This window comes from Polaromonas sp. C04, assembly GCF_002002705.1.
GTDB lineage: Bacteria > Pseudomonadota > Gammaproteobacteria > Burkholderiales > Burkholderiaceae_C > Rhodoferax_A.
Genome location: NZ_MUNS01000041.1, coordinates 205,340 through 229,220, shown reverse-complemented (window position 1 = coordinate 229,220; position 23,881 = coordinate 205,340). Strand labels below are relative to the sequence as shown.

Annotated in this window: 20 protein-coding genes; 12 read left to right on the top strand and 8 right to left on the bottom strand. The window is 64.8% G+C overall.

All coding sequences use genetic code 11. The features are described from left to right. Positions 1-78 precede the first annotated feature (78 nt). Positions 79-1,473 (bottom strand): ATP-dependent RNA helicase DbpA, encoded by a 1,395-nt coding sequence (gene dbpA, locus B0E49_RS17515; protein WP_077563747.1) that lies wholly within the window; start codon positions 1,471-1,473, stop codon positions 79-81. Positions 1,474-1,543: 70 nt separating this feature from the next. Between dbpA and B0E49_RS17510 the strand changes: the two genes are divergently transcribed. The 3 genes from B0E49_RS17510 to B0E49_RS17500 all read left to right on the top strand — a co-directional run bounded on the left by B0E49_RS17510 (position 1,544) and on the right by B0E49_RS17500 (position 4,637). Beyond that, positions 1,544-3,094: a class I adenylate-forming enzyme family protein gene (locus tag B0E49_RS17510; RefSeq protein WP_077563745.1), complete on the top strand. Its 1,551-nt coding sequence runs from the start codon at positions 1,544-1,546 to the stop codon at positions 3,092-3,094. A gap of 22 nt (positions 3,095-3,116) precedes the next feature. After that, entirely contained in the window at positions 3,117-4,289 is a 1,173-nt protein-coding gene (locus B0E49_RS17505; RefSeq protein WP_077563743.1) for a M14 family metallopeptidase, read from the top strand. Between the two features lie 123 nt (positions 4,290-4,412). Next, positions 4,413-4,637, top strand: coding sequence for a YMGG-like glycine zipper-containing protein (locus tag B0E49_RS17500; RefSeq protein WP_077563742.1), 225 nt, complete (start codon positions 4,413-4,415; stop codon positions 4,635-4,637). 28 nt (positions 4,638-4,665) lie between these two features. On the opposite strand, the gene B0E49_RS17495 is transcribed toward B0E49_RS17500, so the two are convergent. Continuing rightward, positions 4,666-5,334 (bottom strand): DsbA family oxidoreductase, encoded by a 669-nt coding sequence (locus B0E49_RS17495; RefSeq protein ID WP_077563740.1) that lies wholly within the window; start codon positions 5,332-5,334, stop codon positions 4,666-4,668. A gap of 162 nt (positions 5,335-5,496) precedes the next feature. Here B0E49_RS17495 and gorA point away from each other — a divergent pair, with 162 nt between their 5' ends. Together gorA and B0E49_RS17485 are read left to right on the top strand one after the other, a co-directional pair. Continuing rightward, the gene (gorA, locus tag B0E49_RS17490; RefSeq protein ID WP_077563738.1) at positions 5,497-6,891 is read left to right on the top strand and encodes a glutathione-disulfide reductase; all 1,395 of its coding nucleotides are present in this window, start codon (positions 5,497-5,499) and stop codon (positions 6,889-6,891) included. Positions 6,892-6,913: 22 nt separating this feature from the next. Further along, the gene (locus tag B0E49_RS17485; protein WP_077563736.1) at positions 6,914-8,413 is read left to right on the top strand and encodes an AMP nucleosidase; all 1,500 of its coding nucleotides are present in this window, start codon (positions 6,914-6,916) and stop codon (positions 8,411-8,413) included. Positions 8,414-8,471: 58 nt separating this feature from the next. On the opposite strand, the gene B0E49_RS17480 is transcribed toward B0E49_RS17485, so the two are convergent. Continuing rightward, positions 8,472-9,566 carry a mechanosensitive ion channel family protein gene (locus B0E49_RS17480; protein WP_077563735.1) on the bottom strand — a complete coding sequence of 365 codons (1,095 nt, stop codon included), beginning with the start codon at positions 9,564-9,566 and terminating at the stop codon, positions 8,472-8,474. A gap of 17 nt (positions 9,567-9,583) precedes the next feature. On the opposite strand from B0E49_RS17480, the gene B0E49_RS17475 reads away from it, so the two are divergent. Both B0E49_RS17475 and B0E49_RS17470 read left to right on the top strand, forming a co-directional pair. Further along, entirely contained in the window at positions 9,584-10,528 is a 945-nt protein-coding gene (locus B0E49_RS17475; protein WP_077563733.1) for an ATP-binding cassette domain-containing protein, read from the top strand. Next, positions 10,528-11,328, top strand: coding sequence for an ABC transporter permease (locus B0E49_RS17470; protein WP_077563732.1), 801 nt, complete (start codon positions 10,528-10,530; stop codon positions 11,326-11,328). Before B0E49_RS17475 ends, B0E49_RS17470 begins: the two co-directional genes overlap by 1 nt. A gap of 75 nt (positions 11,329-11,403) precedes the next feature. Here the strand turns inward: B0E49_RS17470 and B0E49_RS17465 are convergent, their stop codons facing one another. Then, positions 11,404-13,002: a GMC family oxidoreductase gene (locus B0E49_RS17465; protein WP_077563730.1), complete on the bottom strand. Its 1,599-nt coding sequence runs from the start codon at positions 13,000-13,002 to the stop codon at positions 11,404-11,406. Positions 13,003-13,127: 125 nt separating this feature from the next. On the opposite strand from B0E49_RS17465, the gene B0E49_RS17460 reads away from it, so the two are divergent. Continuing rightward, positions 13,128-13,976: a 3-hydroxybutyryl-CoA dehydrogenase gene (locus tag B0E49_RS17460; RefSeq protein ID WP_077563728.1), complete on the top strand. Its 849-nt coding sequence runs from the start codon at positions 13,128-13,130 to the stop codon at positions 13,974-13,976. A gap of 103 nt (positions 13,977-14,079) precedes the next feature. Here the strand turns inward: B0E49_RS17460 and B0E49_RS17455 are convergent, their stop codons facing one another. The 4 genes from B0E49_RS17455 to B0E49_RS17440 form a co-directional block, all read right to left on the bottom strand. Continuing rightward, positions 14,080-15,135: a porin gene (locus B0E49_RS17455; protein ID WP_077563726.1), complete on the bottom strand. Its 1,056-nt coding sequence runs from the start codon at positions 15,133-15,135 to the stop codon at positions 14,080-14,082. A 575-nt stretch (positions 15,136-15,710) separates the two neighbouring features. Then, positions 15,711-16,733, bottom strand: coding sequence for an SDR family NAD(P)-dependent oxidoreductase (locus tag B0E49_RS17450; RefSeq protein ID WP_077563724.1), 1,023 nt, complete (start codon positions 16,731-16,733; stop codon positions 15,711-15,713). Positions 16,734-16,845: 112 nt separating this feature from the next. Continuing rightward, positions 16,846-17,241 carry a limonene-1,2-epoxide hydrolase family protein gene (locus B0E49_RS17445; RefSeq protein ID WP_077563722.1) on the bottom strand — a complete coding sequence of 132 codons (396 nt, stop codon included), beginning with the start codon at positions 17,239-17,241 and terminating at the stop codon, positions 16,846-16,848. Between the two features lie 40 nt (positions 17,242-17,281). Further along, positions 17,282-18,274, bottom strand: a complete 993-nt coding sequence (locus tag B0E49_RS17440) for a Bug family tripartite tricarboxylate transporter substrate binding protein (RefSeq protein WP_077563721.1) — start codon at positions 18,272-18,274, stop codon at positions 17,282-17,284. A 173-nt stretch (positions 18,275-18,447) separates the two neighbouring features. Here B0E49_RS17440 and B0E49_RS17435 point away from each other — a divergent pair, with 173 nt between their 5' ends. The 4 genes from B0E49_RS17435 to B0E49_RS17420 all read left to right on the top strand — a co-directional run bounded on the left by B0E49_RS17435 (position 18,448) and on the right by B0E49_RS17420 (position 23,848). Further along, complete coding sequence (locus B0E49_RS17435) at positions 18,448-19,224, top strand: IclR family transcriptional regulator (protein ID WP_077563719.1); 777 nt, start codon at positions 18,448-18,450, stop codon at positions 19,222-19,224. Positions 19,225-19,590: 366 nt separating this feature from the next. Beyond that, on the top strand, positions 19,591-21,183 hold the full coding sequence (locus B0E49_RS17430) for an ABC transporter substrate-binding protein (RefSeq protein ID WP_077563718.1): 1,593 nt from the start codon (positions 19,591-19,593) through the stop codon (positions 21,181-21,183). A gap of 9 nt (positions 21,184-21,192) precedes the next feature. Continuing rightward, entirely contained in the window at positions 21,193-22,863 is a 1,671-nt protein-coding gene (locus B0E49_RS17425; RefSeq protein WP_077563716.1) for an amidohydrolase, read from the top strand. A 7-nt stretch (positions 22,864-22,870) separates the two neighbouring features. Then, the gene (locus B0E49_RS17420; RefSeq protein ID WP_077563715.1) at positions 22,871-23,848 is read left to right on the top strand and encodes a CobW family GTP-binding protein; all 978 of its coding nucleotides are present in this window, start codon (positions 22,871-22,873) and stop codon (positions 23,846-23,848) included. Positions 23,849-23,881: the final 33 nt, after the last annotated feature.

The window sequence follows — 23,881 nt, the reverse complement described above, 5'->3', positions numbered from 1 at the left end:
GGTCCGGTCCGTGACGCTACTTTTTCAATAGCTGATAGCGCATATACGGCAAGGGCTACAGGTCAATTCTCTTGTCAATCAAGGTTGATCGACGTGCATCAGCCGCACCTTGACGCTCTTGCCCTTGACTTTGCCGGCATTGAGTTTGCGCAGGGCGTCCTGCGCGATGTCGCGCCGCACCGCGACAAAGGTGGAGAACTCGGTGACGTTGATCTTGCCGACCTGCTCGCGGCTGAACCCGGCCTCCCCCGTGAGCGCGCCCAGCACGTCGCCGGGGCGGATCTTTTCCTTGCGGCCACCCAGGATCTGCAGCGTCACCATGGGCGGCAGCAGCGACTCGGCGCTGGCGGGCGTGAGCTCTTCGACTTTGTGCCAGATGGATTCGCGCTTCTGGTACTGCTCGATCTTGCCGACAAAGCCCATCTCGTCCATGCTCGCCAGGCTCAGCGCCAGCCCCGATTCGCCGGCGCGTCCGGTGCGGCCGATACGGTGCACGTGGACCTCGGCGTCGGGCGTGATGTCGACGTTGATCACCGCCTCCAGCTGCTCGATGTCAAGCCCGCGCGAGGCCACGTCGGTGGCGACCAGCACAGAGCAGCTGCGGTTCGCAAACTGCGCCAGCACCTGGTCGCGCTCGCGCTGCTCGAGTTCGCCAAACAGGGCCAGCGCGCTGAAGCCCTGCGCCTGTAACAGCGCCACCAGCTCGCGGCACTGCTGCTTGGTGTTGCAAAAGGCCAGCGTGCTGACCGGGCGAAAGTGGTTCAGCAGCAGCGCCACCGTGGGTAACCGGCTGGCGCGCGTAACCTGGTAGAAGCGCTGCTCGATGACATCGGCAGTATGCTGCGCCTCCACCTTGATCTGGCGGGGCTCGCGCATGAATTGCCGCGCGATTTTTTCAATCCCTTCGGGGTAGGTGGCCGAGAACAGCAGCGTCTGGCGCTCCTTCGGGCACTGGCGCGCCACGGTGGCAATGTCGTCGAAAAAGCCCATGTCGAGCATGCGGTCGGCCTCGTCCAGCACCAGCGTATTGAGCGCGTCCAGATTCAAGGTGCCGCGCTGCAAGTGGTCCATGATGCGCCCGGGCGTGCCCACCACGATGTGGGCGCCATGCTCCAGGCTGGCGTTTTGCATGCGCATCGGCACGCCGCCGCACAGGGTCACGATCTTGATGTTCTCCTCGGCGCGTGCGAGACGGCGGATCTCCTGCGTGACCTGGTCGGCCAGCTCGCGCGTGGGGCACAGCACCAGCGCCTGCACGGCAAAGCGGCGCGGATTCAGATTCGCCAGCAGGGCCAGTGCAAAGGCTGCCGTCTTTCCGCTGCCGGTCTGGGCCTGCGCGATCAGATCCTGGCCGAGCAGCGCCACGGGCAGGCTGGCGGCCTGGATCGGCGTCATGCCGTGGTAGCCCAGCTGCTGCAGGTTGGCGAGCACGGCGGGGCTGAGTGGCAAGGTGCTGAAAGAAGAGGTGGTCATGCGTCGATTATCGGTACGCCGCGCACCCCTGATTCATTATGATGGCCACAGCCTTCCGGATACCTTCACCATGCACGACCTTTCGCAGCAAGACTTTGGCCTCATCACCGAGCTGATCCGCGGGCATGCCGCGCAGGCGCCGACACGGCGCGCGCTGGTCGAGGGCGAGCGCACGCTAACCTACGGTGCGCTCGATGCGTTGATGGACCGCACGGCCGCGGCGCTGCAACGCGATGGTGTGCAGGTGGGCGACGCGATTGCGATCTGCGCCAGCCCGTCGATCGAATACGCCGCGGTGTTTCTCGGCGCGCTGCGCGCTGGCGTCGCGGTGGCTCCGCTGGCGCCGAGCTCGATGCCCGAGAGCCTGCTGCGCATGGCGGCGGACGCGCAGGCCAGGCTGTTCTTCCTGGATGCCGGCGTGGCCGCGGCGCTGGACGCGGCAACCACGCCAGCCAGCACCCCACCGGGGCCGCGCATCGCGCTCGACGGCTCGAGCGCGGGGCGTGCCCTGCACGACTGGCTGGCGCCTGAAGGCGCAACACCGGCGCACGCCGACATCCGCCCCGAGACACCCTTCAACATCATCTATTCGTCCGGCACCACGGGCGAGCCCAAGGGCATCGTGCAGGGCCACGGCATGCGCTGGGCCCATGTGCAGCGCGGCGACCAGTTCAGCTACGGCCCGGGCACCGTGACCGTGCTGGCCACCCCGCTGTACTCGAATACCACGCTGGTGATGTTCTTCCCGACGCTGGCCTTCGGTGGCACCGTGGTGCTGATGCCGAAATTCGACGCACTCGGCTACCTGCAACTCGCGCAGACACAGCGCGCCACGCACACCATGCTGGTGCCGGTGCAGTACCAGCGCATCATGGCGAGGCCCGAGTTTGACCGTTTTGATCTGTCCAGCTTCGTCTTCAAGTTCTCCACCAGCGCGCCGTTCTCGGCCGCGCTCAAGGCCGATGTGCTGGGGCGCTGGCCCGGCGGCCTGATCGAGTACTACGGCATGACCGAGGGCGGCGGCACCTGCATCCTGCAGGCGCACCTGTACCCGCACAAACTGCACACGGTCGGCCAGCCGGCGGCCACCAGCGACATCCGGCTGATCGACGACGAAGGTCATGAAGTCGCGCCAGGCGAGGCCGGCGAAGTGGTCGGCCATTCGCCCGGCATGATGACCGGCTACCACGGCCAGCCCGGCAAGACGCGCGAGGCCGAATGGTTCGACCCGGCCGGCAAGCGCTTCATCCGCACCGGCGACGTCGGCCGCTTCGACGCCGACGGCTTTCTCACACTGTTCGACCGCAAGAAGGACATGATCATCTCGGGCGGCTTCAACATCTACCCGAGCGACCTCGAAGCCGTGCTGCGCGAGCATCCCGCGGTGGCGGAGGCGGCGGTGGTCGGTGTACCGTCCCAGGCCTGGGGCGAGACGCCCGTAGCCTTCGTGGTCGGGCGGCCGGGCAACGACACCACGGCGGACGCTCTGCTGCAGTGGTTCAATGGCCGTGTCGGCAAGACGCAGCGGCTGGCCGCGCTGCAGTTCATCGACGAGTTGCCGCGCAGCGCAATCGGCAAGGTGCTCAAGCGCGAACTGCGCGAGCGCTATGCAGCCGTCTGAATCCACCATCAAAACCCGTCTCATGCCGCCACTGAGCATTTCCACCTCGTTTGATGCCGGTGCCATTGAGGTCGTGAGCCTGGCCGACCCGAACGACATCCAGCTCAGGATCCGCAGCGACAACGCGGCCGGCTTTGCGCAGTGGTTTCACTTCCGGCTGCAGGGCGCGGCCGGCCTGCCGGTAACGCTGCGCTTTCTGAACGCGGGCCAGTGCGCGTTCCCCAAGGGCTGGGATGACTACCGCGTGCTGGCCAGCCACGACCGCCAGCACTGGCTGCGCATAGCCACGAGCTTCGACGGCCAGGTCATGACGGCCCGGCTCACGCCCGATACGCACAGCGTTTATTTCGCCTACTTCGAGCCCTATTCGTACGAGCGCCACCTCGACCTGATCGGGTCAAGCGGGCAATCCGACCATGTCGAGGTGCGGCCCCTCGGCACCACACTGGATGGGCGCGACATGACGCTGTTGCGCATCACCGATGCGCGAAGCGCCACCGCGTTCGCCGCCAAAAAGAAGGTCTGGCTGATCGCGCGCCAGCACCCGGGCGAGACCATGGCCGAGTGGTTTGTCGAAGGATTCCTGGAGCGGCTGCTCGACGGCGACGACCCGGTCAGCCGCGTGCTGCTGGACCATTGCGTGTTCTACGTGGTGCCAAACATGAACCCCGACGGCGCGGTGCGCGGCAACCTGCGCACCAATGCCGCCGGCGCGAACCTGAACCGCGAATGGCAGACGCCAAGCCTGGAAAAGTCGCCCGAGGTGTTTCTGGTGCGCCAGGCGATGCAGCAGACCGGCGTGGACCTGTGCCTGGACGCGCATGGCGACGAGAGCCTGCCGTACAACTTCGTGGCCGGTGCCGAGGGCAACCCTGGCTACACGCCGCGGCTGGCGGCGCTGGAGGCGGCGTTCAAGGCCGCGTGGCTGGCCGCCAGCCCCGATTTTCAGACCGGGCAGGGCTACGGCCAGGCCGCGCCCGGCAGCGCCAACCTCACGCTCGCCACCAATTGGGTGAGCCAGCACTTCGATTGCCTGGCCTTCACCATCGAGATGCCGTTCAAGGACAACGCCGACCTGCCCGACGAGCTCTACGGCTGGAGCGGCGAACGCTCCAGAAAGCTTGGCGCCAGCGTGCTGCAGCCGATGCTGGCGGTGGCGGACTCGCTGCGCATGGCCGCCTCGCGCGCAGTCTGACTGTCATCGCTCTCCTACACAGGCTGGCGAACTGCCCCGACAGCGCGGCCGCCGGGCCTCTTCTATATTGAAGACGTGGACGGCCATGTCGCCGCTCACCTTGTTTGAGAAAGAGGTAGCTCCATGAAAACCATACAAAATTTTGCACTGAGTGCGGCAACCGCAGTCCTGGTCCTCGGTCTGGGTGGCTGCGCCGGCATGTCAAGGCAGGATCAAAACACCGCTGTGGGCGCCGGCATCGGTGCCGTCGGGGGTGCCGTTTTGACGGGCGGCAGCGCCCTCGGGACCGTCGGTGGCGCCGCTGTGGGCGGCGTGATCGGCCACGAAACCAGCAAACCCTACCGGTGATCGGCGCGGCGCTGTGCCGCCGCTGCCGTCAGCCTTCGGCAGCGATCTGGCGCAGCGCCTGCTCGAACACCTCGGCGGGCTGCCCGCCCGAGATCAAATGGCGCTCGTTGATGATGATGGCCGGCACCGAATGAATGCCATTGTTGAGATAAAACTGCTCGCGCGCGCGCACTTCATCGGCATACGCGCCTGAAGCCAGGATCTCGCGCGCACGCGCGGCGTCCAGGCCGGCCTCGCCCGCCACCCGCGCCAGCACCTCGTGCGAGGCGGGGCTCTGGCCGTCGGTGAAGTAGGCCTTGAACAGCGCTTCTTTCAGCGCTTTTTGCTTGTCCAGGCCTTCCAGCTCGGCCCAATGTAAGAGCCGATGCGCGTCAAAGGTGTTGTAGATGCGGTGGCGGCCGCCGCCGGGCTCATCCGCCATGCTGAACTTGAAGCCCACCTGCGCGCCGCGCGCACGGATGTTTTCGCGGTTGGCCAGCGCCTGCGCAGGCGTGATGCCGTACTTTTCGGTGATGTGTTCGGTAATCTCCTGGCCCTCGGGCGCCATCTGGGGATTGAGCTCGAACGGCTGGAAATGCAGTTCGGCGGTGACATCCTTGCCGACGCGCGCCAGCGCCTCGTCCAGTGATTTCAGGCCAATCACGCACCAGGGGCAGGAAACGTCGGAGACAAAGTCGATTTTGAGTTGGGTGGTCATGATGTGCCTTGATGATTTGCGGGTGTCACAGTCAAGTTGGTGATTGTTCTCCATTTATTCAAGGACTGCCCGCTCCGGCCCTGACGTCCCGCGGTTGCAGGCGCGCGCCGGTGCAGGCATGCTTGGGTGTCCGTGACCTTCAAAAACCGGAATACACCCAAGATGAAAACCTTTGACTTTGATCTGTTCGTGATTGGCGGCGGCAGCGGCGGTGTGCGCGCCGCGCGCATGGCGGCGCAGCGCGGTGCGCGGGTGGCGCTGGCGGAGTCGGGCGGCGTCGCCGGACTCGGCGGCACCTGCGTGAATGTCGGCTGCATCCCCAAGAAGCTGTACAGCTACGCCGCGCACTATGCCGAAGCCTTCGAGGAAGCGCATGGCTTTGGCTGGGACCTGGAAGCGCCCCGGCTCGACTGGGGCCGCCTCAAGGCGAATCGCGCGCGCGAGATCACACGTCTCAATGGCGTGTACCTGCAGCTGCTCACCGGCGCGGGCGTGCAATTGTTCAGCGAACACGCGCAACTGGCGGATGCGCACACGGTGCAGCTCGGCGAGCGCAGCTACAGCGCCCGCCACATCCTGATCGCCACCGGCGGCACGCCCAGTGTGCCCGCCGTTGCGGGCCGCGAGCATGCGATCACCTCCAACGAGATTTTCGACCTTGAACCGTTCCCGGCCCGGCTGCTGGTGGTGGGCGGCGGCTACATCGCCTGCGAATTCGCCTCCATCTTCAACGGGCTGGGGGCGCAGGTCACGCAGCTGTACCGCGGCGCGCAGGTGCTGCGCGGCTTTGACGACGAGGTGCGCGGCTTCATCGCCGCCGAGATGGGCAAGGCCGGCGTGGACCTGCGCCTCCAGGCCGAGGTGGCGGCCATCGAGCGCACGGCGGAAGGCCTGGTGGTCCGGCTGGCCGGTGGCGACAGCGCCACCGTGGACGCGGTGCTCTACGCCACCGGCCGGGTACCGAACGTGCACGGCATGGGGCTGGAGGCCGCGGGCGTGGCGCTGGGCAAGGATGGCGCGATCGTGGTGGACGCGCACTACCAGAGCTCGGTGCCCTCCATCTACGCGCTGGGCGACGTGACGGCGCGCCTGCAGCTCACGCCGGTGGCGCTGGGCGAGGCCATGGCGCTGGTCGATCATCTGCTGGGGCCGGCGGATGGCAAGGCAGCGCGCGACATGAGCTACGACTTTGTTCCCACTGCCGTGTTCACGCACCCCAATATTGGCACCGTGGGTTACACCGAGGCGCAGGCGCGCGCCAGGTTCGGCCGCATCACGGTGTACCGCTCCGACTTCAAGCCGCTCAAGCACACGCTGAGCGGCAGCGTTGAGCGCACGCTGATGAAGCTGCTGGTAGACGACGCGAGCGACCGCGTGGTCGGCCTGCACATGGTCGGGCCCGACGCCGGCGAGGTGGTGCAGGGCTTTGCCGTGGCGCTCAAGGCCGGCGCGACCAAGGCCGTGTTCGACAGCACCATCGGCATCCACCCCACGCTGGCGGAAGAATTTGTGGCGATGCGCGAACCGGTTCGGGAGCCGGCGGCCGCAGCAGTCTGACGGAAATAGGGACAATAGCGCCATGCCCTACCTGCCCCCCTTCATCGCGCCCACGCGCCACACTGACGCCGCGGCCGCGCTGGCCCAGGTGCAGGCCATCTACAGCCAGCAGATCGACCATTTGCGCCAGGCCATGCAGCGCTTCGTGGCGGGCGAGTCGCTGCCCGGACACGTGCGCGCCTGCTACCCGTTCGTGCGCATCCACACCCACACGGTGGCGCGCGCCGCCCCCGACCCGGCCGAGAGCACACGTCTGAGCTACGGCTTCGTCGCCGGCCCGGGCCGCTTCGAGACCACGCTCACGCGCCCCGACCTGTACAGCCGGTACTACCTGGAGCAGTTCCGCCTGCTGCTGCAAAACCACGAGGTGGAGCTGGAGGTGGGCACCAGCACGCAGCCGATCCCGGTGCACTTCTCGTTCGCCGAGCACGACCATGTGGAAGGCAGCATGACGCCCGGGCGCCGCCTGCTGATGCGCGACGTGTTCGACCTGCCCGACCTGGCCGCCATGGACGACGGCATCGCCAATGGCACCTATGAGCCGCGCCCCGGCGAGCCGCAGCCGCTGTCGCTGTTCACCGCGCCGCGCGTGGACTACTCGCTGCAGCGCCTGCGCCACTACACCGGCACGGCGCCCGAGCATTTCCAGAACTTCGTGCTGTTCACCAACTACCAGTTCTACATCGACGAGTTCGTGCGCCTCGGGCACGAGGCCATGGCCGACCCGAACAGCGACTACATCGCGTTCGTGGAGCCGGGCAACGTGGTCACGCGCCGCGTGGGACTCAGCGCCGAAGCGGGCGACGCGCTGGGCGCCGCGCCGCCGCGCCTGCCGCAGATGCCGTCCTACCACCTGCTGCGCGCCGACCGCTCCGGCATCACCATGAGCAACATCGGCGTCGGCCCGGCCAATGCCAAGACCATCACCGACCACATCGCGGTGCTGCGCCCGCACGCCTGGCTCATGCTGGGCCATTGCGCCGGCCTGCGCAACAGCCAGCAGCTGGGCGACTACGTGCTGGCGCACGGCTATGTGCGCGAGGACCACGTGCTCGACGAGGAGCTGCCGCTGTGGGTGCCGATCCCGGCGCTGGCCGAGATCCAGGTGGCGCTGCAGGATGCGGTGGCCGACGTGACGCAACTGCGCGGCGCCGCGCTCAAGGGCATCCTGCGCACCGGCACCGTGGCCAGCACCGACAACCGTAACTGGGAGCTGCTGCCGCACAACACGCCGCAGCGCCGCTTCAGCCAGAGCCGCGCGGTGGCGCTGGACATGGAGAGCGCCACCATCGCGGCGAACGGCTTTCGCTTCCGTGTGCCCTACGGCACGCTCCTGTGCGTGTCCGACAAGCCGCTGCACGGCGAGATCAAGCTGCCCGGCATGGCGAACCACTTCTACCGCGAGCGCGTGGACCAGCACCTGCGCATCGGCATCCGCGCCGTCGAGCTGCTGCGCGAGCAGCGCATCGACCAGTTGCACAGCCGCAAGCTGCGCAGTTTTTCCGAAGTGGCGTTCCAGTAGCGGGCACGCGCAGCCCGCCCTCGATTGCTATCAATTAAGTAGCTACCTGCGAACAACCCTATTGGGCTACAGCCTGTTTTTCTGAAATAACCGTCTCCGCCAGTTCGGCACGCATCAAAGGCAGATGCTGCGGATACTCGCGCTGCATGAAATCCACCAGCGCCTCGCGCACACGGCAGCGCAGGTCCCAGTTCTGGCCCGAGCTGGCGGAGCTCACCAGTACGCGCAACTGCATGCTGCGCTCGCCGGCGTCCACCACCTGCAATTTGCACAGGCGCCGGTCCCATTCGGGTGCGTCGTCGCAGACCCGCTGCGCCTGCCTGCGCAGCGGCTCCAGTGGCATGCGGTAGTCCACCCACAGGAAGACCGTGCCGATGATGCCGGCGCTCTTGCGCGTCCAGTTGTGAAACGGGTTTTCGATGAACCACTGCAGCGGAATGATCAGCCGGCGCTCATCCCAGAGCTTGAGCACCACGTAGGTGCCGGTAATTTCCTCGACGCGGCCGAAGTCCCCCTGCACCACCAGCACGTCGTCCAGGCGGATGGGCTGCGCCAGCGCAATCTGCAGCCCGGCGATCAGGTTGCTGAAAATCGGGCGCGCCGCAATCCCCGCCACCAGGCCGACCACACCGGCCGAGGCCAGCAGGCCGGCGCCGAACTGGCGCGCGCCCGGAAAGGTCATCAGCATCAGGGCCAAACCGGCCAGCAGCACCGTGAACATGGCGATACGCGCCAGCATGTGGGTCTGGGTGTGGATGCGGCGCGCGTTCAGGTTGTCTTCGACATCGAGCGGGTGCAGGCCGACGACGCCCTGCACCACGCCGCGCACACCGCGCAGGCCCAGCCAGGTCAGGACCATCAGCAGCAGCAGGCCGTTGCCATGGCGCACGGCATCGATCAGCGGAAAATCATCGGGCGCAATCTGCCAGACCGCCTGCAGCGCAATCAAGGGCAGCAGCACGCGGGTGGGTGCCTTGCATTGCCCCGCCGCCGCGAAGGCCACCGGCATGGTCCGCGTCAGGCGCAGCACCAGGGCCGCGCCCACGCCATGCACCAGCAGGGCCAGCAGCACGGCCAGCAGCGCGACCAGCACGAGGCGCAGCGAGGAATCGTTGGCCCAGGCGGCCAGCGCGCCCAGTTCAGGGAAAGTCATGCCGGGATAATAGTCGCATGAGCCATCCTCTCGTTGCCGTCCGGGGCCTGACCAAACGCTACGGCAGCGCCGTGGTGGTCGATGACCTGTCCTTTGAGATCGCGCCGGGCGAATGCCTGGGCGTGATCGGGCCGAATGGCGCCGGCAAGACCACCACCATCCGCATGTGCCTGGGGCTGACGGCGCACGACGCCGGCACCGTGCGCTATTTCCCCGATGGCGCCACGGCGCCGGGCCTGCAGATGCCGCGCGATGCGCTCGCCATCAAGGCGCAGCTGGGCGTGGTGAGCCAGTCCGACACGCTGGACCCGGACTTCAGCTGCTTCGAGAATCTGCTGGTGTATGGCCGCTATTTCGGCATGCGCGCGGCCGAGATTCGCCCGCGCATTCCGGCACTGCTGGACTTTGCCGCGCTGGCGCACAAGGCCGACAGCAAACCGGGCGAGCTGTCGGGCGGCATGCGCCGGCGCCTGAGCCTGGCCCGGGCCCTGGTCAACGACCCGCGCCTGCTGCTGCTCGACGAGCCCACCACCGGGCTGGATCCGCAGGCGCGCCACCTGATGTGGGAGCGGCTGCAGGTGCTGCTGCAACAGGGCAAATCGATCCTGCTGACCACGCATTTCATGGACGAGGCCGAGCGCCTGTGTTCGCGCCTGCTGGTACTGGACCACGGCCGGAAGATCGCCGAAGGCCGGCCGCGCGAGCTGATCGCCGAGTATCTGGAGCCGGACGTGGTCGAGGTCTATGGCGTGGGCGCCGCGGCCCTGCTCGATGCGCCGCTGAAGGCGCTGGCGGCACGCGTCGAGCTCAGTGGCGAGACCGTGTTTTTCTACACGCACGATGCGCAGCCGCTGCTGGCCGCGCTGGCCGCGTGGCCGCAGCTGCGCACGCTGCACCGCCCGGCGAACCTGGAGGACCTGTTCCTCAAGCTCACCGGCCGGCAAATCAGGGAGGATGGCTGATGGCGAACCTGAGCATTTGGCGCGTGCCCGACCTGTCGGCGCGCTGGTGGCCGGTGTTCCTGCGCAACCTGCTGGTGTGGCGCAAGCTGGCCATTCCCAGCCTGGTCGGCAACATCGCCGAGCCGCTGATGTGGCTGGTAGCCTTTGGCTACGGCATGGGCGCACTCGTGGGGCACGTGACCGTGGCCGGCGCGCAGATTCCCTACATCCTGTTCCTGGCCAGCGGCTCGGTCTGCATGAGCGCCATGAACGCCGCCAGCTTCGAGGCGCTGTACTCGGCGTTCTCGCGCATGCATGTGCAAAGGACCTGGGACGGCATCATGAATGCGCCGGTGAACCTGGACAACATCGTGCTGGCCGAGATGCTGTGGGCCGCCTTCAAGGCGCTGTTCAGCGTGACGGCCATCCTGCTCGTGATCCTGGCCCTGAACATCAGCCACAGCCCCAAGCTGCTGGTGGCCTGGCCGGTGCTGCTGGGCACGGGCATCACCTTCAGCTGCATCGCGCTGATCTTCAATGCGCTGGCGCAGGGCTACGACTTCTTCACCTACTACTTCACGCTGTTCCTCACGCCCATGATGTTTCTCAGCGGCGTGTTCTTTCCGCGCGAGCAGCTGCCCGGCCTGGTGCACACGCTCTCCAGCCTGCTGCCGCTGACGCATGCGGTGGAGCTGGTGCGTCCGCTGTTCATGGGCCAGTGGCCGGCGCAGCCGCTGTTGCATGCGGGCGTGCTGGCCGCCTACACGCTGGTGACGTTCTGGATCGCGCTCGCACTCACGCGCCGGCGCTTTCAGGGCTGAGTCGGTGACTATCGTTTTGATAGCTGTCAGCGCACGGTCGATCAGGGCTACAGGCCATTTTTTCTTATAAAGTGCTCATGCAACCTGCGCCGCGGCCTTGATCAGGTCGGCCGCCTTCTCGGCAATCATGATGGTCGGCGCATTCGTGTTGCCGCCCACCACGCGCGGCATGATGGAGGCGTCCACCACGCGCAGGCCGGCCATGCCGTGCACACACAACTCGGCGTCCACCACGGCCAGCGCATCGTTGCCCATGCGGCAGGTGCCGACGGGGTGGTAAATCGTGTCGGAATGGTCGCGGATGAACTGCTCGATCTGCTCGTCGGTGTGCGCGCCGGCGGAGGCCGGCAGCTCGGCGCCGCGATAGCCGGCCAGCACCGGCTGCGACAGGATGTGGCGCATCAGCCTGAAGCCGCGCAGCAGGCGGCTCAGGTCGTCCGGCTCGCCCAGAAAGTTCGGGTCGATCAGCGGCACCGCCAGCGGGTCGGCGCTGGCCAGCTTCACGCTGCCGCGGCTCTTCGGGCGCAGCAGGCACACATGGCATGAATAGCCGTGGCCGAAGCTGGTCGTGCGGCCGTGGTTCACCAGCTTGCCGATCACAAAGTGCAGCTGCAAATCCGGAATCGGCTCGCCCGGCTGGCTCTTGATGAAGCCGCCCGCCTCGGCAAAATTGGTGGTGAGCATGCCGCGGCGGTGGCGGTGCCATTCAAAAATGCCCTTGAGGACGCGCAGCAGGCCGACCGGGGAAATACCGAACAGGTCCTTCAGGTGCGGCGCGTCCACCACTTGCACCACGTCCACGTGGTCGTGCAGGTTCTCGCCCACGCCCGGCAGGTCGTGCACGGTGGCAATGCCGTGCTGCTGCAACTGTGCGCCGGGGCCGATGCCCGACAGCAACAGCAGCTGCGGCGACTGCAGCGAGCCGGCGCACAGCAGCACCTCGCGCGTGGCCTTGATCTGTTCGAGCTGGCCGCCACGGCGGTATTCCACGCCGACGGCGCGCCGGCCCTCGGTCAGGATGCGTGTGGTGTGGGCGCCGGTGATGACCTGCAGGTTGGGCCGCGACAGGTTCGGCGTGAGGTAGGCCTTGGCGGCGCTGAAGCGTTCGCCGTTTTTGTGCGTGACCTGGTACATGCCCACGCCTTCCTGCTCGGCGCCGTTGAAGTCGTGGTTCACAGCGAAGCCCGCCTCCCTTCCGGCACGCACAAACACCGGGCCGAAACGGTTCGGACTGCGCAGGTCCGCCACATTCAGCGGGCCGCCCGCGCCGTGCCAGGCATCGGCCCCGCGCTCGTTGTGCTCGGAGCGCCTGAAATACGGCAGCACTTCGTCAAAGCTCCAGCCCGGATTGCCCTGCGCGGCCCAATAGTCGTAGTCGCTAGGGTGGCCGCGGCTGTAGATCATGGCGTTGATCGAGCTGGAGCCGCCCAGCACCTTGCCGCGCGGCTGGTAGCCGCGCCGCCCGTTCAGGCCGGGCTGCGGCACGGTCTCGAACGCCCAGTTGGCCTGCCCGTTCTTGGCCAGCAGCGCGAGCCCGGCCGGGCAGTGGATCAGCACGCTCTTGTCGACCGGGCCGGCCTCCAGCAGGCAGACCCGGGTGGCCGGGTTCTCGCTCAGGCGCGCCGCCAGCACGCAGCCGGCGGAACCGCCGCCGATGATGATGTAGTCGAACATGCTTGTTTCCATGGGACTCCGCTGATCTGGTTTGTTTTTCTGGCCAGTCCGTACGTTACAACAAATGCCGCGACGAGCCGATAACATAGACAGCTGACACATTTCAACCCTGGAAAAGGATCAACATGGACATTCGGACAGTGGGCATCATCGGCGCGGGCACCATGGGCAACGGCATTGCGCAGGCGTGTGCCGTCTCGGGCATCGACGTGGTGATGGTGGATATCTCCGATACGGCCGTCGCCAAAGGCATCGCCACGGTCGCCGCCAGCCTGGACCGCCTGATCAAGAAGGACAAGATCAGCGCGCTTGAGAAGGCCGCGGCGCTGGCGCGCATCAAGGGCTCGGCCCGCTATGAAGACCTGAAATCCGCGCAGCTGGTGATCGAGGCCGCCACCGAGAACTACGAGCTCAAGCTCAAGATCCTGAAGCAGGCCGACGCGCTGCTCGCGCCCGAGGTCATCATCGCCTCCAACACCTCATCGATCTCCATCACCAAACTGGCCGCCGCCACCTCGCGCCCTGACCGCTTTATCGGCATGCATTTCTTCAACCCGGTGCCGATGATGGCGCTGGTGGAAATCATCCGCGGCCTGCAGACCTCGGACGCCACCCACGATGCGGTGCACGCCATGGCCACCGCGCTGGGCAAGTCGCCGATCACCGTGAAGAACGCGCCCGGCTTCGTCGTGAATCGCATTCTGGTGCCGATGATCAACGAGGCCTTCTTCGTGCTGGCCGAAGGCCTGGCCACGCCCGAGGACATCGACGCCGGCATGAAGCTGGGCTGCAACCAGCCGATCGGCCCGCTGGCGCTGGCCGACATGATCGGCCTGGACGTGTGCCTGGCGGTGATGGACGTTTACCTCGCCGAGTTCGGCGACAGCAAGTACCGTCCCTGCCCGCTGCTCAAGGAGATGGTGGCCGCGGGCCGGCTGGGCCGCAAGACCGGGCAAGGCGTGTATCGGTATTGATCGTCGTCCGGGGCCAAACGTCGTGTCGGTGCGTACCAATAAGGAACGCCGCCAGCCGGTCGGCTGGCGGCGTTTTAACAGCCTTATCTGAAGTCCCGCGCACTCAGAAGCTGGTGCGCAAGCCCAGGTCAAGGCCCGAGGAGCCGGAATTGGCGGCCGTCGTTGCGCCGTTCAGGGTCACAGCGGAACCGTCCTTGTTGTTCAGGTGGGCAATGGTGGCGTATAGCGCCGTCCTCTTGGACAAGTTGTACACATACCCCACTGCCAGCTTGGTGAGTCGAGGATCATTGCTGGTCAATGTTCCCTTGTAGCCCGAGTAAGAAGCGCGGAACTCACCCACCCCCACTGGCGCGCTAACGCCCACGAGCCAGCCGCTGCCCTTGGTACCACCGCTGATCTTGTCCTGATCATATAAACCAAACAGCTTGGCCGCGCCAAAGTCGTAGCTGGCACCCACATTGGTGGTCTTGGTGTTGCCAGGGGCGAGGTAGTTGGTTTGCGACGTGGCGATGGCCACATTGACAGGGCCCTTGGCATAGCCCACGCGCAGGCTGGTGCCGTTACCGTCGCTGGACGTCGCTGTTCCGCTGGATTGTTCGCCAAAGTAATGCATGAGCTGGCCGTAGAAGCCGCCCAAGGTCGCTGGCGTGAAATAGGAAATGCTATTGGACGCGCGAACCTTGGTTGCGCCGGCGATGGTGCCGTGAACGGTCGCGATGCCACCCACACCGTTGTAGGTGAATGGATCAAACCAGACATAGTTCCAGAAATGCGGCGTGTAGTCACGACCGATGCGGATCTCGCCAAGCTGGCTGCTCAGACTGACGGTCGAGCGACGATTGAAAGTAATCCCCCCCGTTGCCGGTGTGGCGCCAGCGGCTGTGTTATTCAAATTGGTGGCTTGACCGCTGCCATCGTCGTTGTTGATGCCTGTTTCAATCCAAAAGCTGGCATTCAAGCCGCCGCCAAGGTCTTCAGTACCCTTGAAACCGAGACGGGTGGTGGTGTTGCCAGAGTTGGTCAACTGGGTTTTGTTGGCGATGGAGCCATGGCCAACCGCCATGGTTGCGTCCATCACGCCAAACAAGGTCACGGAAGACTGCGCCAAGGCGGCACCGGAAGCGGCCAATACCGCCAAAGCAATCAGGGATCTTTTCATTGTCACTTTCTCCTGGGTTTAAACATAAGACGCAAGCCAGAGGGGTTGATGCTCCGTGCCTGTTTGTGCACTGAGGCGCGCCGATTCTAGGTATTCATTTCTTGTCCGCCAATAATTAATTTCATTTTTTCTCATTCCTCAAGAATATGTTCACCTCACCGCAGTCGAGGCGTGCAAATGCAACGAGGCCAATTCAACCTGCCGAGCCACAGACACCTCTTGCGGCCATCCGCATAAGGTCCGGTCGACTCGGCGTTTCTGGACAACCCGCCATTCCGCGCGGCGGTATCTGGAACCATGGTTCTTTGATCCGACCCTGGGGGGCGACCCGCTCGGACATGGACTGCCTCGCGGCGACTCCTCTCACAGAACGCGAGGAGGTGCAGAAGTTGTTGCTGGACGAATGCGGCGAGGGTTGGGAAACGGTTCACCGAGCGATCGGGCCATCAAATGCAGAGCAAGATTCAAAGCCTGCACTCGGTGCGCGCGCGAAGACATATCCGTGCGCAAGGCGTGCAATCTCGATCACACGCATGCTCTCAAAAAACGATTTTTGTCAATCGCCTGGCGCAGACTCAAGCCGTCGCGGCGCGAAGCTTCGCATCACCCTGTCTGCTATCGGCATCGCGTTCGGCGCTCATCGCCCGCCCCAGGCCTGGCTGCAAAAAACTGTCGAGGGTCGCGATCAGGTCTGCGGCCGTATCGGAAGTTTTCGGAGTGTGGGGGAAGATATGCACCGACCGCTCTTTGCGGTCGAACCAGATGGATTCACCACCTGCTTGCTTCGGACGTTTGGCTGCCAACCAGACGATGGTGTCGGCACCCTGCGAGTGGTCGCGCAGCACGGATTTGAGCATCGCGCGAAAGCGCGGCATTGAGCGGCCGACGCTGGCGGTATCGACCCAGCCCGGATGCATGGCGTAGAAGGACTTGCCCGTTGCGGCGTATTTTTGACGCCAGTAGCCCGTCAGTACCACTTGCGCACGCTTGGCCAGGCCATAGGCTCGAACACCCAGGTAGCCCGAGCCGGTGATGTTCAGATCCTTGACTGCCAGGGCATGGTTGTACATGCCGCCAGATGACACCTCGATTACCGCCGCATTCTCGCTGAGCATTTTGCGTGCAAGCAACTCGCGCGTCAGGTGGTAATGCCCGAGGATATTCGTCGAGAAAGAGGTTTCCAGCCCTTCCTTTGTGAGAATCTGGTCCCGTTTCTGGATGCCCACATTGTTCACCAGGACGTCGATGCGGACTTTGCGCTCTTCCAGGCGAGTCAGGAGCGAACGGATGTCCTCCTGCAGGGACAAGTCTGCCACCTCGAAGAGAACCTTGCCCGACCCCTTCACCGATGCGGCAAAGGCTTTCAGCTTGCCGAGATCGCGTGCCACCGAAATCACGGTGGCGCCCCCGGCGACGGCTTGCCGGGCTGCTGACCCACCAATGCCTTCGGACCCACCCGTAACGAGCCAGGTTTGACCGGCGAAATCGGTGCCGGTGCGCCGCCAGAACAGTCGTCGCGCATAAAACCCGATGGCGCTGTAGCTGGGCGTAAAGCGGCAATAAAAGGTGATGATTTTTTTTAACGGCGCATTTGCCATGAGTTCGTGTCCTTCTGAATCGTTTGATGAAATGGGGAACGCCGCTGCGCATGCTTTGACGCATCCGACCACGCAGTGACGTGATGCAGCGAGTCTTTGCGTCAGTGTCGCGCTATGCAGCTTTCCCCTGCGCCCGAAGGAGTGACGCGCGGTCATAGTATTCGCGCCATAGCGAAATCAGGGGACCATCGAACTCCATGACGCCAACTACGGGAACAGATCGACTGACCCCGTCGATGATGATTTCGTCGGTTCGCTCTACGACCAGCGCACCATCGATCACACCCAATCGATGGATATGCTGCCTGACCTGCTTGTTGGGGCTTGAAAGTTTCAACAATCGCTCATAGAAGACCTCGCGCCCGACCACCGGCTCCAGCATCACGGAATGCAGGACGCCGTTCGGAGCAAAGAGGTCCGCGCACCTGCGCCATTGCTTGCTTTCCCACGCTTCGGCCATTTCGTGAAATACGGCCATCTTTTGCGCGTCAGTGAGAGTCGATGTCATTGGGAGCGTCCTTGTACTTGTTAACGATTGATGGAGAACGTCAATCCAGCTTGACGCCCGTCTTCTTGATGAGCGCGCCCCAGCGCACAGAATCTGTACGCAGCTGCGCGGCGAACTGGGCCCGTGGCATACCGCCGGGCTCGTAGCCCAACTCGCGCCACTTGGCCAGGACATCGGGCAACGCCAATATCTTGCGCGTCTCCGTTTCCAGCCGGCTCACGATTTCGGCAGGCGTCTTGCTGGACACAAACAACGCCGCCCACACGGTGGACTCAAAGCCCGGGTAGCCGAGCTCGGCCAGCGTGGGCACGTCGGGGGTCAGCGCCGAACGACGCGTTCCGGTCACGGCCAGGAGCCGCACCTTGCCAGACGCCAGCTGGGGTTTCAGCGTGACATAGTCGAGGAACACCGCAGAAACCTCGCCCGCCATCAGGGCCAGCGTCGCCTGCGAGCTCCCCTTGTAGGGGACGTGCATCATGTTCAGGCCGTTGGCTTCGTTCAGCGCATAGCCCAACAAGTGACCCGAAGAGCCGGCGCCGATCGACGCAAAGTTATAGTCCTGCGGGTGCAATTTGGCCTGCGCAACGAAGTCCTTGAGCGTGTGCGTATTTGTTTTTGAGGTGCTGACCGCGAACCACAGCGGTGAGGCGGCCAGATCGGTGACGGGTGTCAGATCGACCAGCGGGTCATACGCCATCTTGTTGAAAAGATAGGGCGTTTGCACCAGCAGGGGTACATTCAGAAGGATGGTGTAGCCGTCCGGTGCGGACTTGGCCACATAGTCGGAGCCAATCATGGTGCTGGCGCCTGGTTTGTTTTCCACAATGACGGCCACCTTTAAGGCCTCGGCGAGCTTCTGGGCGTATACCCGCCCAATCACGTCGCCGCCGCCACCAGCTGCAAACGGAACGACAACCTTGATGGTTCTGTTCGGGTAATCATTTGGCTGCGCCAGCACCGCGCCACCGGCAGGCAGCAGGCACGAAGCGGCCAAAATATGGGCCAGAAAGGTCCGGCGATGTTGCTGTTTCATACTCTATCTCCTAGGTTTCGGGGGTTCCGGTGTTGCTAATTTCTGCGGGTGAAGTCCGAGGGCTTGTGCCGTGCTTCCACCAGGGCCCGCACGCTTATCAGGTTGCTTGCTTGGGCGATTGAATTAAAATAGAAAAAATCTTACGGTTCAATTTATATTTAATTAATATCCCAATGGATGAGAATAAAAACAAAATTGCTGGCTCTCAAAGTGCCAGCAAAGTGCTGGCACTCCTCAAACAAGTGGGCTTTCACCATGAGAAGGGCGTCCGGCTGAAGGAACTTATCGAACTGACTGGACAGGATCGGTCCACCGCCCATCGCCTGCTGGCGTGCCTCGTCGACGAGGGCTTTGTTGAACGTGCTGCGCCGGCCAAGGTTTATCGACTGGGCATCGAAGCCATGCAGCTCGGGCTGGTGTCGGCGGGGATGGTGCCCGTGGTAGACCGGTTCCGCCCGGTCATGAAAAAAATCGCACGCCAGACCGGCGACACGGTGTTCCTGATCGTGCGCAGTGGCGACTACGCGCTTTGCCTGCACCGTGAAGAAGGAGCCTATCCGATCAAGGTTTTCGTTGTCGAGCCGGGCACACGCCGTCCGCTCGGAACCAGTTCTGTCGGCGTAGGCATTCTGGCCGGCCTGCCTGATGCGGAGATAGTGGCCATACACGCACGGCAGGCACGCGAGTACGAACGTCGTGGCATGCCACTGGAGAAACTGCGCCGAATCGTCCGGGAGACGCGCAAGAACGGGTTTTCGGGGATGACCGATTTCGGCCCCGAGGGGGCCGGCGGCGTGGGCTGCGCCTTCCGCCTTTCCAGCAACAGCTATGCCGGCATCAGCATCGCGGCCATCAGTTCCAGAATGCCGGCCCAGCGCAAGCGGGAGTTGGGCACGCTACTCCAACAGGAACTGCAGCCGTTTGCCTGGGCACCGGGCCTCAAAAAATAGATAGCCAACGGACAGGCAGTCTCCGCGTGCCACCACAAAGCTGCCACGGTAGCGCCCGAGCTTTCACCCTCCTTGACGAGCAGATCAAGATGCGCCATTTGCATGGTTTGCTGCGACGAACTTCAACGACGCAACTGTCTCGCATGCGCTTTGCGGGCCGGGGCTTGCATTTGAAATCTCACCCATTGGGAAAATATTGATATTTCAGTTGAAAAATAAGATTTGCACAAGTCTACTTTGGCTCGGAGTTCACAGCCCACCGCTCTTGACTCATTCATCACACGAAAAAGGGTACTTATGCTGACTACCGGAGTGACCAACCAACACCCGCCTATTGCGACGGAACCAAATTCACGCGGTTCGGCCATGCCGAATCTCCCGCTCACCCGTCGCGCCACGGTGTTGTCGGCTGGACTCATCGCTGCGGGGGCGCTGTTTTCGCTGCCCGCCTCGGCACAGGAACCCAAACGCGGCGGCACCCTGGTGCTCGGCACCACGCAGGTTCCGCGCCACGTCAATGGCGCAGTGCAATCCGGCGCTGCGACTGCAATGCCCTCAACGCAGATCTTTGCGAGCCCCCTGCGCTTCGACGACAAGTGGAACCCGCAGCCGTACCTGGCCGAATCCTGGAAGCTTGCCGAGGATGGCAAGTCGCTAACCCTGAACCTGCGCAAGAACGCGTTGTTCCACGACGGCAAGCCTGTCACGTCGGCCGACGTCGCGTTCACGATCATGGCGATCAAGGCCAACCACCCGTTCAAGACCATGCTGGGGCCGGTCGAGCGGGTCGACACACCCGACCCCTACACCGCGATCATCCGCATGAGCACGCCGCACCCGGCGATCGTGCTGGCGATGAGCCCGGCCTTGTGCCCGATCCTGCCCAAGCACATCTACGACGATGGCAAGGACCTGAAGACCCATCCGCGCAACTCCAAAGACGTGGTTGGGTCAGGGCCGTTCAAGCTGGTTGAGTTCACGACCGGCCAGCGCATCGTGATGGAGCGCTTCGACAAGTTCTTTTTGCCGGGCCAGCCTTACCTCGAAAAGGTGATCATCAGCATCACGCCAGACAACTCGAGCCTGACGATCGGCCTTGAGCGCGGCGACTTTCAGATGTTGACGTTCGTCTCAGGCCCGACCGATCTGCGACGGCTGACGGACAACCCGAAGGTCACACTGACGTCGAAGGGCTACGAAGGCGTCGGCGCACTGAACTGGCTCGCGTTCAACACCGCGAAGAAGCCGCTCTCCGACGTGCGCGTGCGCAAGGCGATTGCGACCTCGATCGACAAGAACTTCATCACCAAGGCCCTGATGGGCGGCTTCGCCCAGGTGTCCGATGGGCCGATCGTGCCGGGCAGCCCGTTCGCGATCACCGACGTCGTCAAATATCCGTATGACCTGAAGAAGGCCGCCGCCATGCTCGACGCCGCCGGCTACACGGTGGATGCGAACGGCGAGCGCTTCAAATTGACGATCGACTACCTGCCGGGCGGCGACGGGCAGAGAACAGTGGCGGAATACATCCGCGGCCAGCTGAAGAAGGTGGGTATCTCGGTCGAGGTCCGCACCTCGGCCGACTTCCCCTTCTGGGCCAAGCGCATGGCCGCGCACGATTTCGACATGTCGATGGACGCAGTCTTCAACTGGGGCGACCCGGTCATCGGTGTGGCCCGCACCTACCTGTCAACCAACATCAAGCCCATCGTCTGGACCAACACCCAGTCGTACAACAACCCCAAGGTGGACGACCTGCTGAACGAGGCCGGCCAGACCCTCGACCCGGTCAAACGCAAGGCCTACTATGCAGCCTTCCAGAAGATCGTCACCGATGATCTGCCCATCGGGTTCATCAACGTGTCGCCCTATTACACGGCTACGAGCAAGAAGCTCGCGAACGTACCGACAACGATCTGGGGTCCGCTGTCGCCCTACGACAACGTCTATATCAAATAGTGCTGCACCATGACCCAAACGACCGTATACCCCGCCCGCAAGATCATCACCATGAACCCGATGCAGCCCGAGGCCACGCATGTCGCCGTGCGTGACGGGCGCATCCTCGCGGTCGGAGACCTGGCGCGCATGCAGGCCTGGGGCGACTACACACTGGACGAACGCTTCGCCGACAAGGTGCTGATGCCCGGCCTGGTCGAAGGCCACTGCCACCTCAAGGAAGGCAGCGTGTGGGACATGCACTACCTCGGCTGGTTCGACCGGCGCGATCCGCAGGGCAAGGTCTGGAGCGGCCTGCGCTCCATGGAGGCGGTGGTCGCGCGGCTCGCCGAGATCGACGCGCAAATGCGCTCGGCCGGCAAGGGGGATGCGGAACCGCTGATCGCGTGGGGGTTCGATCCGATCTACTTCGGCGGAGAACGCATGACGGTCGAGCATCTCGACCGCGCGAGCACCACGCGGTCCATCGTCATCACGCACTCCAACGGCCACATAATGAACGTGAACTCGGCGATGCTGCGGCTGGCCGACATCACGCGCGACAACGAAGTCGAAGGCGTGGTCAAGTTCCGCTCAGGGGCAAACGCAGGCGAGCCCACTGGGGAGCTGCAGGAGCCGGCCGCGAAGTTCCTGGTGATTCGCAAGATCGGCGACGCCGGGGTGCTCGCGCCGATGACCGAAGCCGGCGTGCGCTCGTTTGCCGCACTCGCCTGCATGCAGGGGGTGACGACTGCCACCGACCTCGTCAACAAGCTCACCGACACGGATTGCAAGGTGCTCGAGTCGGCGCTTGCCGATGACGCCTACAGCATCCGCATCCTGCCAGCGTTCCAGGCCTTTCATGGCACGCACGGTGCGGCCCTCGGTGCCGAGCACGTTAAAAGCCTGCTGCCACGCAATACCGACCGGCTGCGCTACGGCCTGGTCAAGATGATGCTCGACGGCTCGATCCAGGGTTTCTCGGCGCGGCTGCGCTGGCCCGGCTATTTCAACGGGGCACCGAACGGCATCTGGGTCACTGCGCCGGCGCAATACGAGGCCGACTTCGAAACCTACCACCGCGCGGGCCTGTTGATCCACACTCACACGAATGCCGACGAGGCCAGCGAGGTCGCGATCGATGCGATCGAGCGGGTGCTGACGCGCGCGCCGCGGCCCGACCACCGCCACACCTTGCAGCACGGCCAGATGATCGATGCGCCGCTGTTTCGCCGCATGGCCGCGCTCGGCCTGTGCGCCAACCTGTTCACCAACCACCTCTGGTACTGGGGCGACCAGCACTACGAAATGACCATGGGGCCGGATCGCGCCAACCGGCTCGATGCCTGCGCCAGCGCGCTGGCGGCTGGCGTGCCGCTGGCGATCCATTCCGACGCGCCGGTCACGCCGCTGGGCCCCTTGTTCACGGCTTGGTGCGCGGTGAACCGCGTCACCCCGTCGGGGCGCGTGCTCGGCGAGGCCGAACGCATCAGCGTGCCGCAGGCACTGCATGCCATCACGCTGGGCCCGGCCTGGACGCTCAAGCTGGACCACGAGATCGGCAGCATCGAATGCGGCAAGCGAGCCGACTTCTGCGTACTCGAGGACGATCCGCTCGCGGTGGAGCCGATGGCGCTGAAGGACGTACGCGTGTGGGGCACCGTGCTGTCCGGGCGGGTGTTCGAAGCGCGCAAGGACTGAGGCCCAAATGACGAAGAAGCGCCTGCCGCTGACGGTGATCGGCGGCTTTCTCGGCGCCGGCAAGACGACCTTGCTGAACCGCTGGCTGCACGACGCCAGGGGGGTGCGCATGGCGGTGCTGGTGAACGACTTCGGCGCCATCAATATCGATGCAGGGTTGATCGAAGCCTCGTCGGGTGACACGGTGGCACTGACCAATGGCTGCGTCTGCTGCCAGATCGGCGACGACCTGACGAGCGCCTTGATCCGCGTGCTCGACACGACACCGCCGTTCGACGCGGTCGTGGTCGAAGCCAGCGGTGTCTCCGATCCGTGGCGCATTGCGCAGATGGGCCGCGCCGACCCCGGGCTGAGCCTGGACGGCGTGATCGTGCTGGTGGATGCGAGCGCTGCGCTGGCGCAGTCGCGCGACCCCTTGCTGGCCGACACGCTGGAGCGTCAGCTGAAGGCGGCCGACCTGATCGTCGTCAACCATTGCGACCGCGCGGCGAACGACGAGCGAGCCCGCGTGCGCGACTGGATCACCTCGGTCGCCGGCGCCACGCCCCAGTTCGAGACCACCCAGGCGCAGGTGCCGCTGCCGATGCTCAGCGGCCTGGCGCTGCCCGACATGCAGCAGGCAGCAACGCCTGCATCGGCGCACCGTGATCCGCACGAGCACGCCGATGGTGCGCACGAACACGGCGACCCGGCTCATGGCGCGTTGTTCGACACCTGGTCGTGCCGCCCCGCGCGGGTGTTCTCGAGCACGGCGCTGCGCGCCTGGCTGGCCGAGCCACCGCCCGGCATCCTGCGGCTGAAAGGCGTGCTGCGCACCGGAGCACAAGACAGCGACAGCACATGGTCGGAGCTGCAGTTCGCCGGTCGCCACGGCACGCTGCGCACGGCCCCGGCCCCCGCAGCGGGCCCGGCGCTGGTGGCGATTGGCTTGCGCGGCCGGCTGCCCGTGGCGGCGCTGTCGGCACTGTTCGATACACCCGGCTGAAGCACTGCGTCGCCGAGCGGCCATTCGACAGCG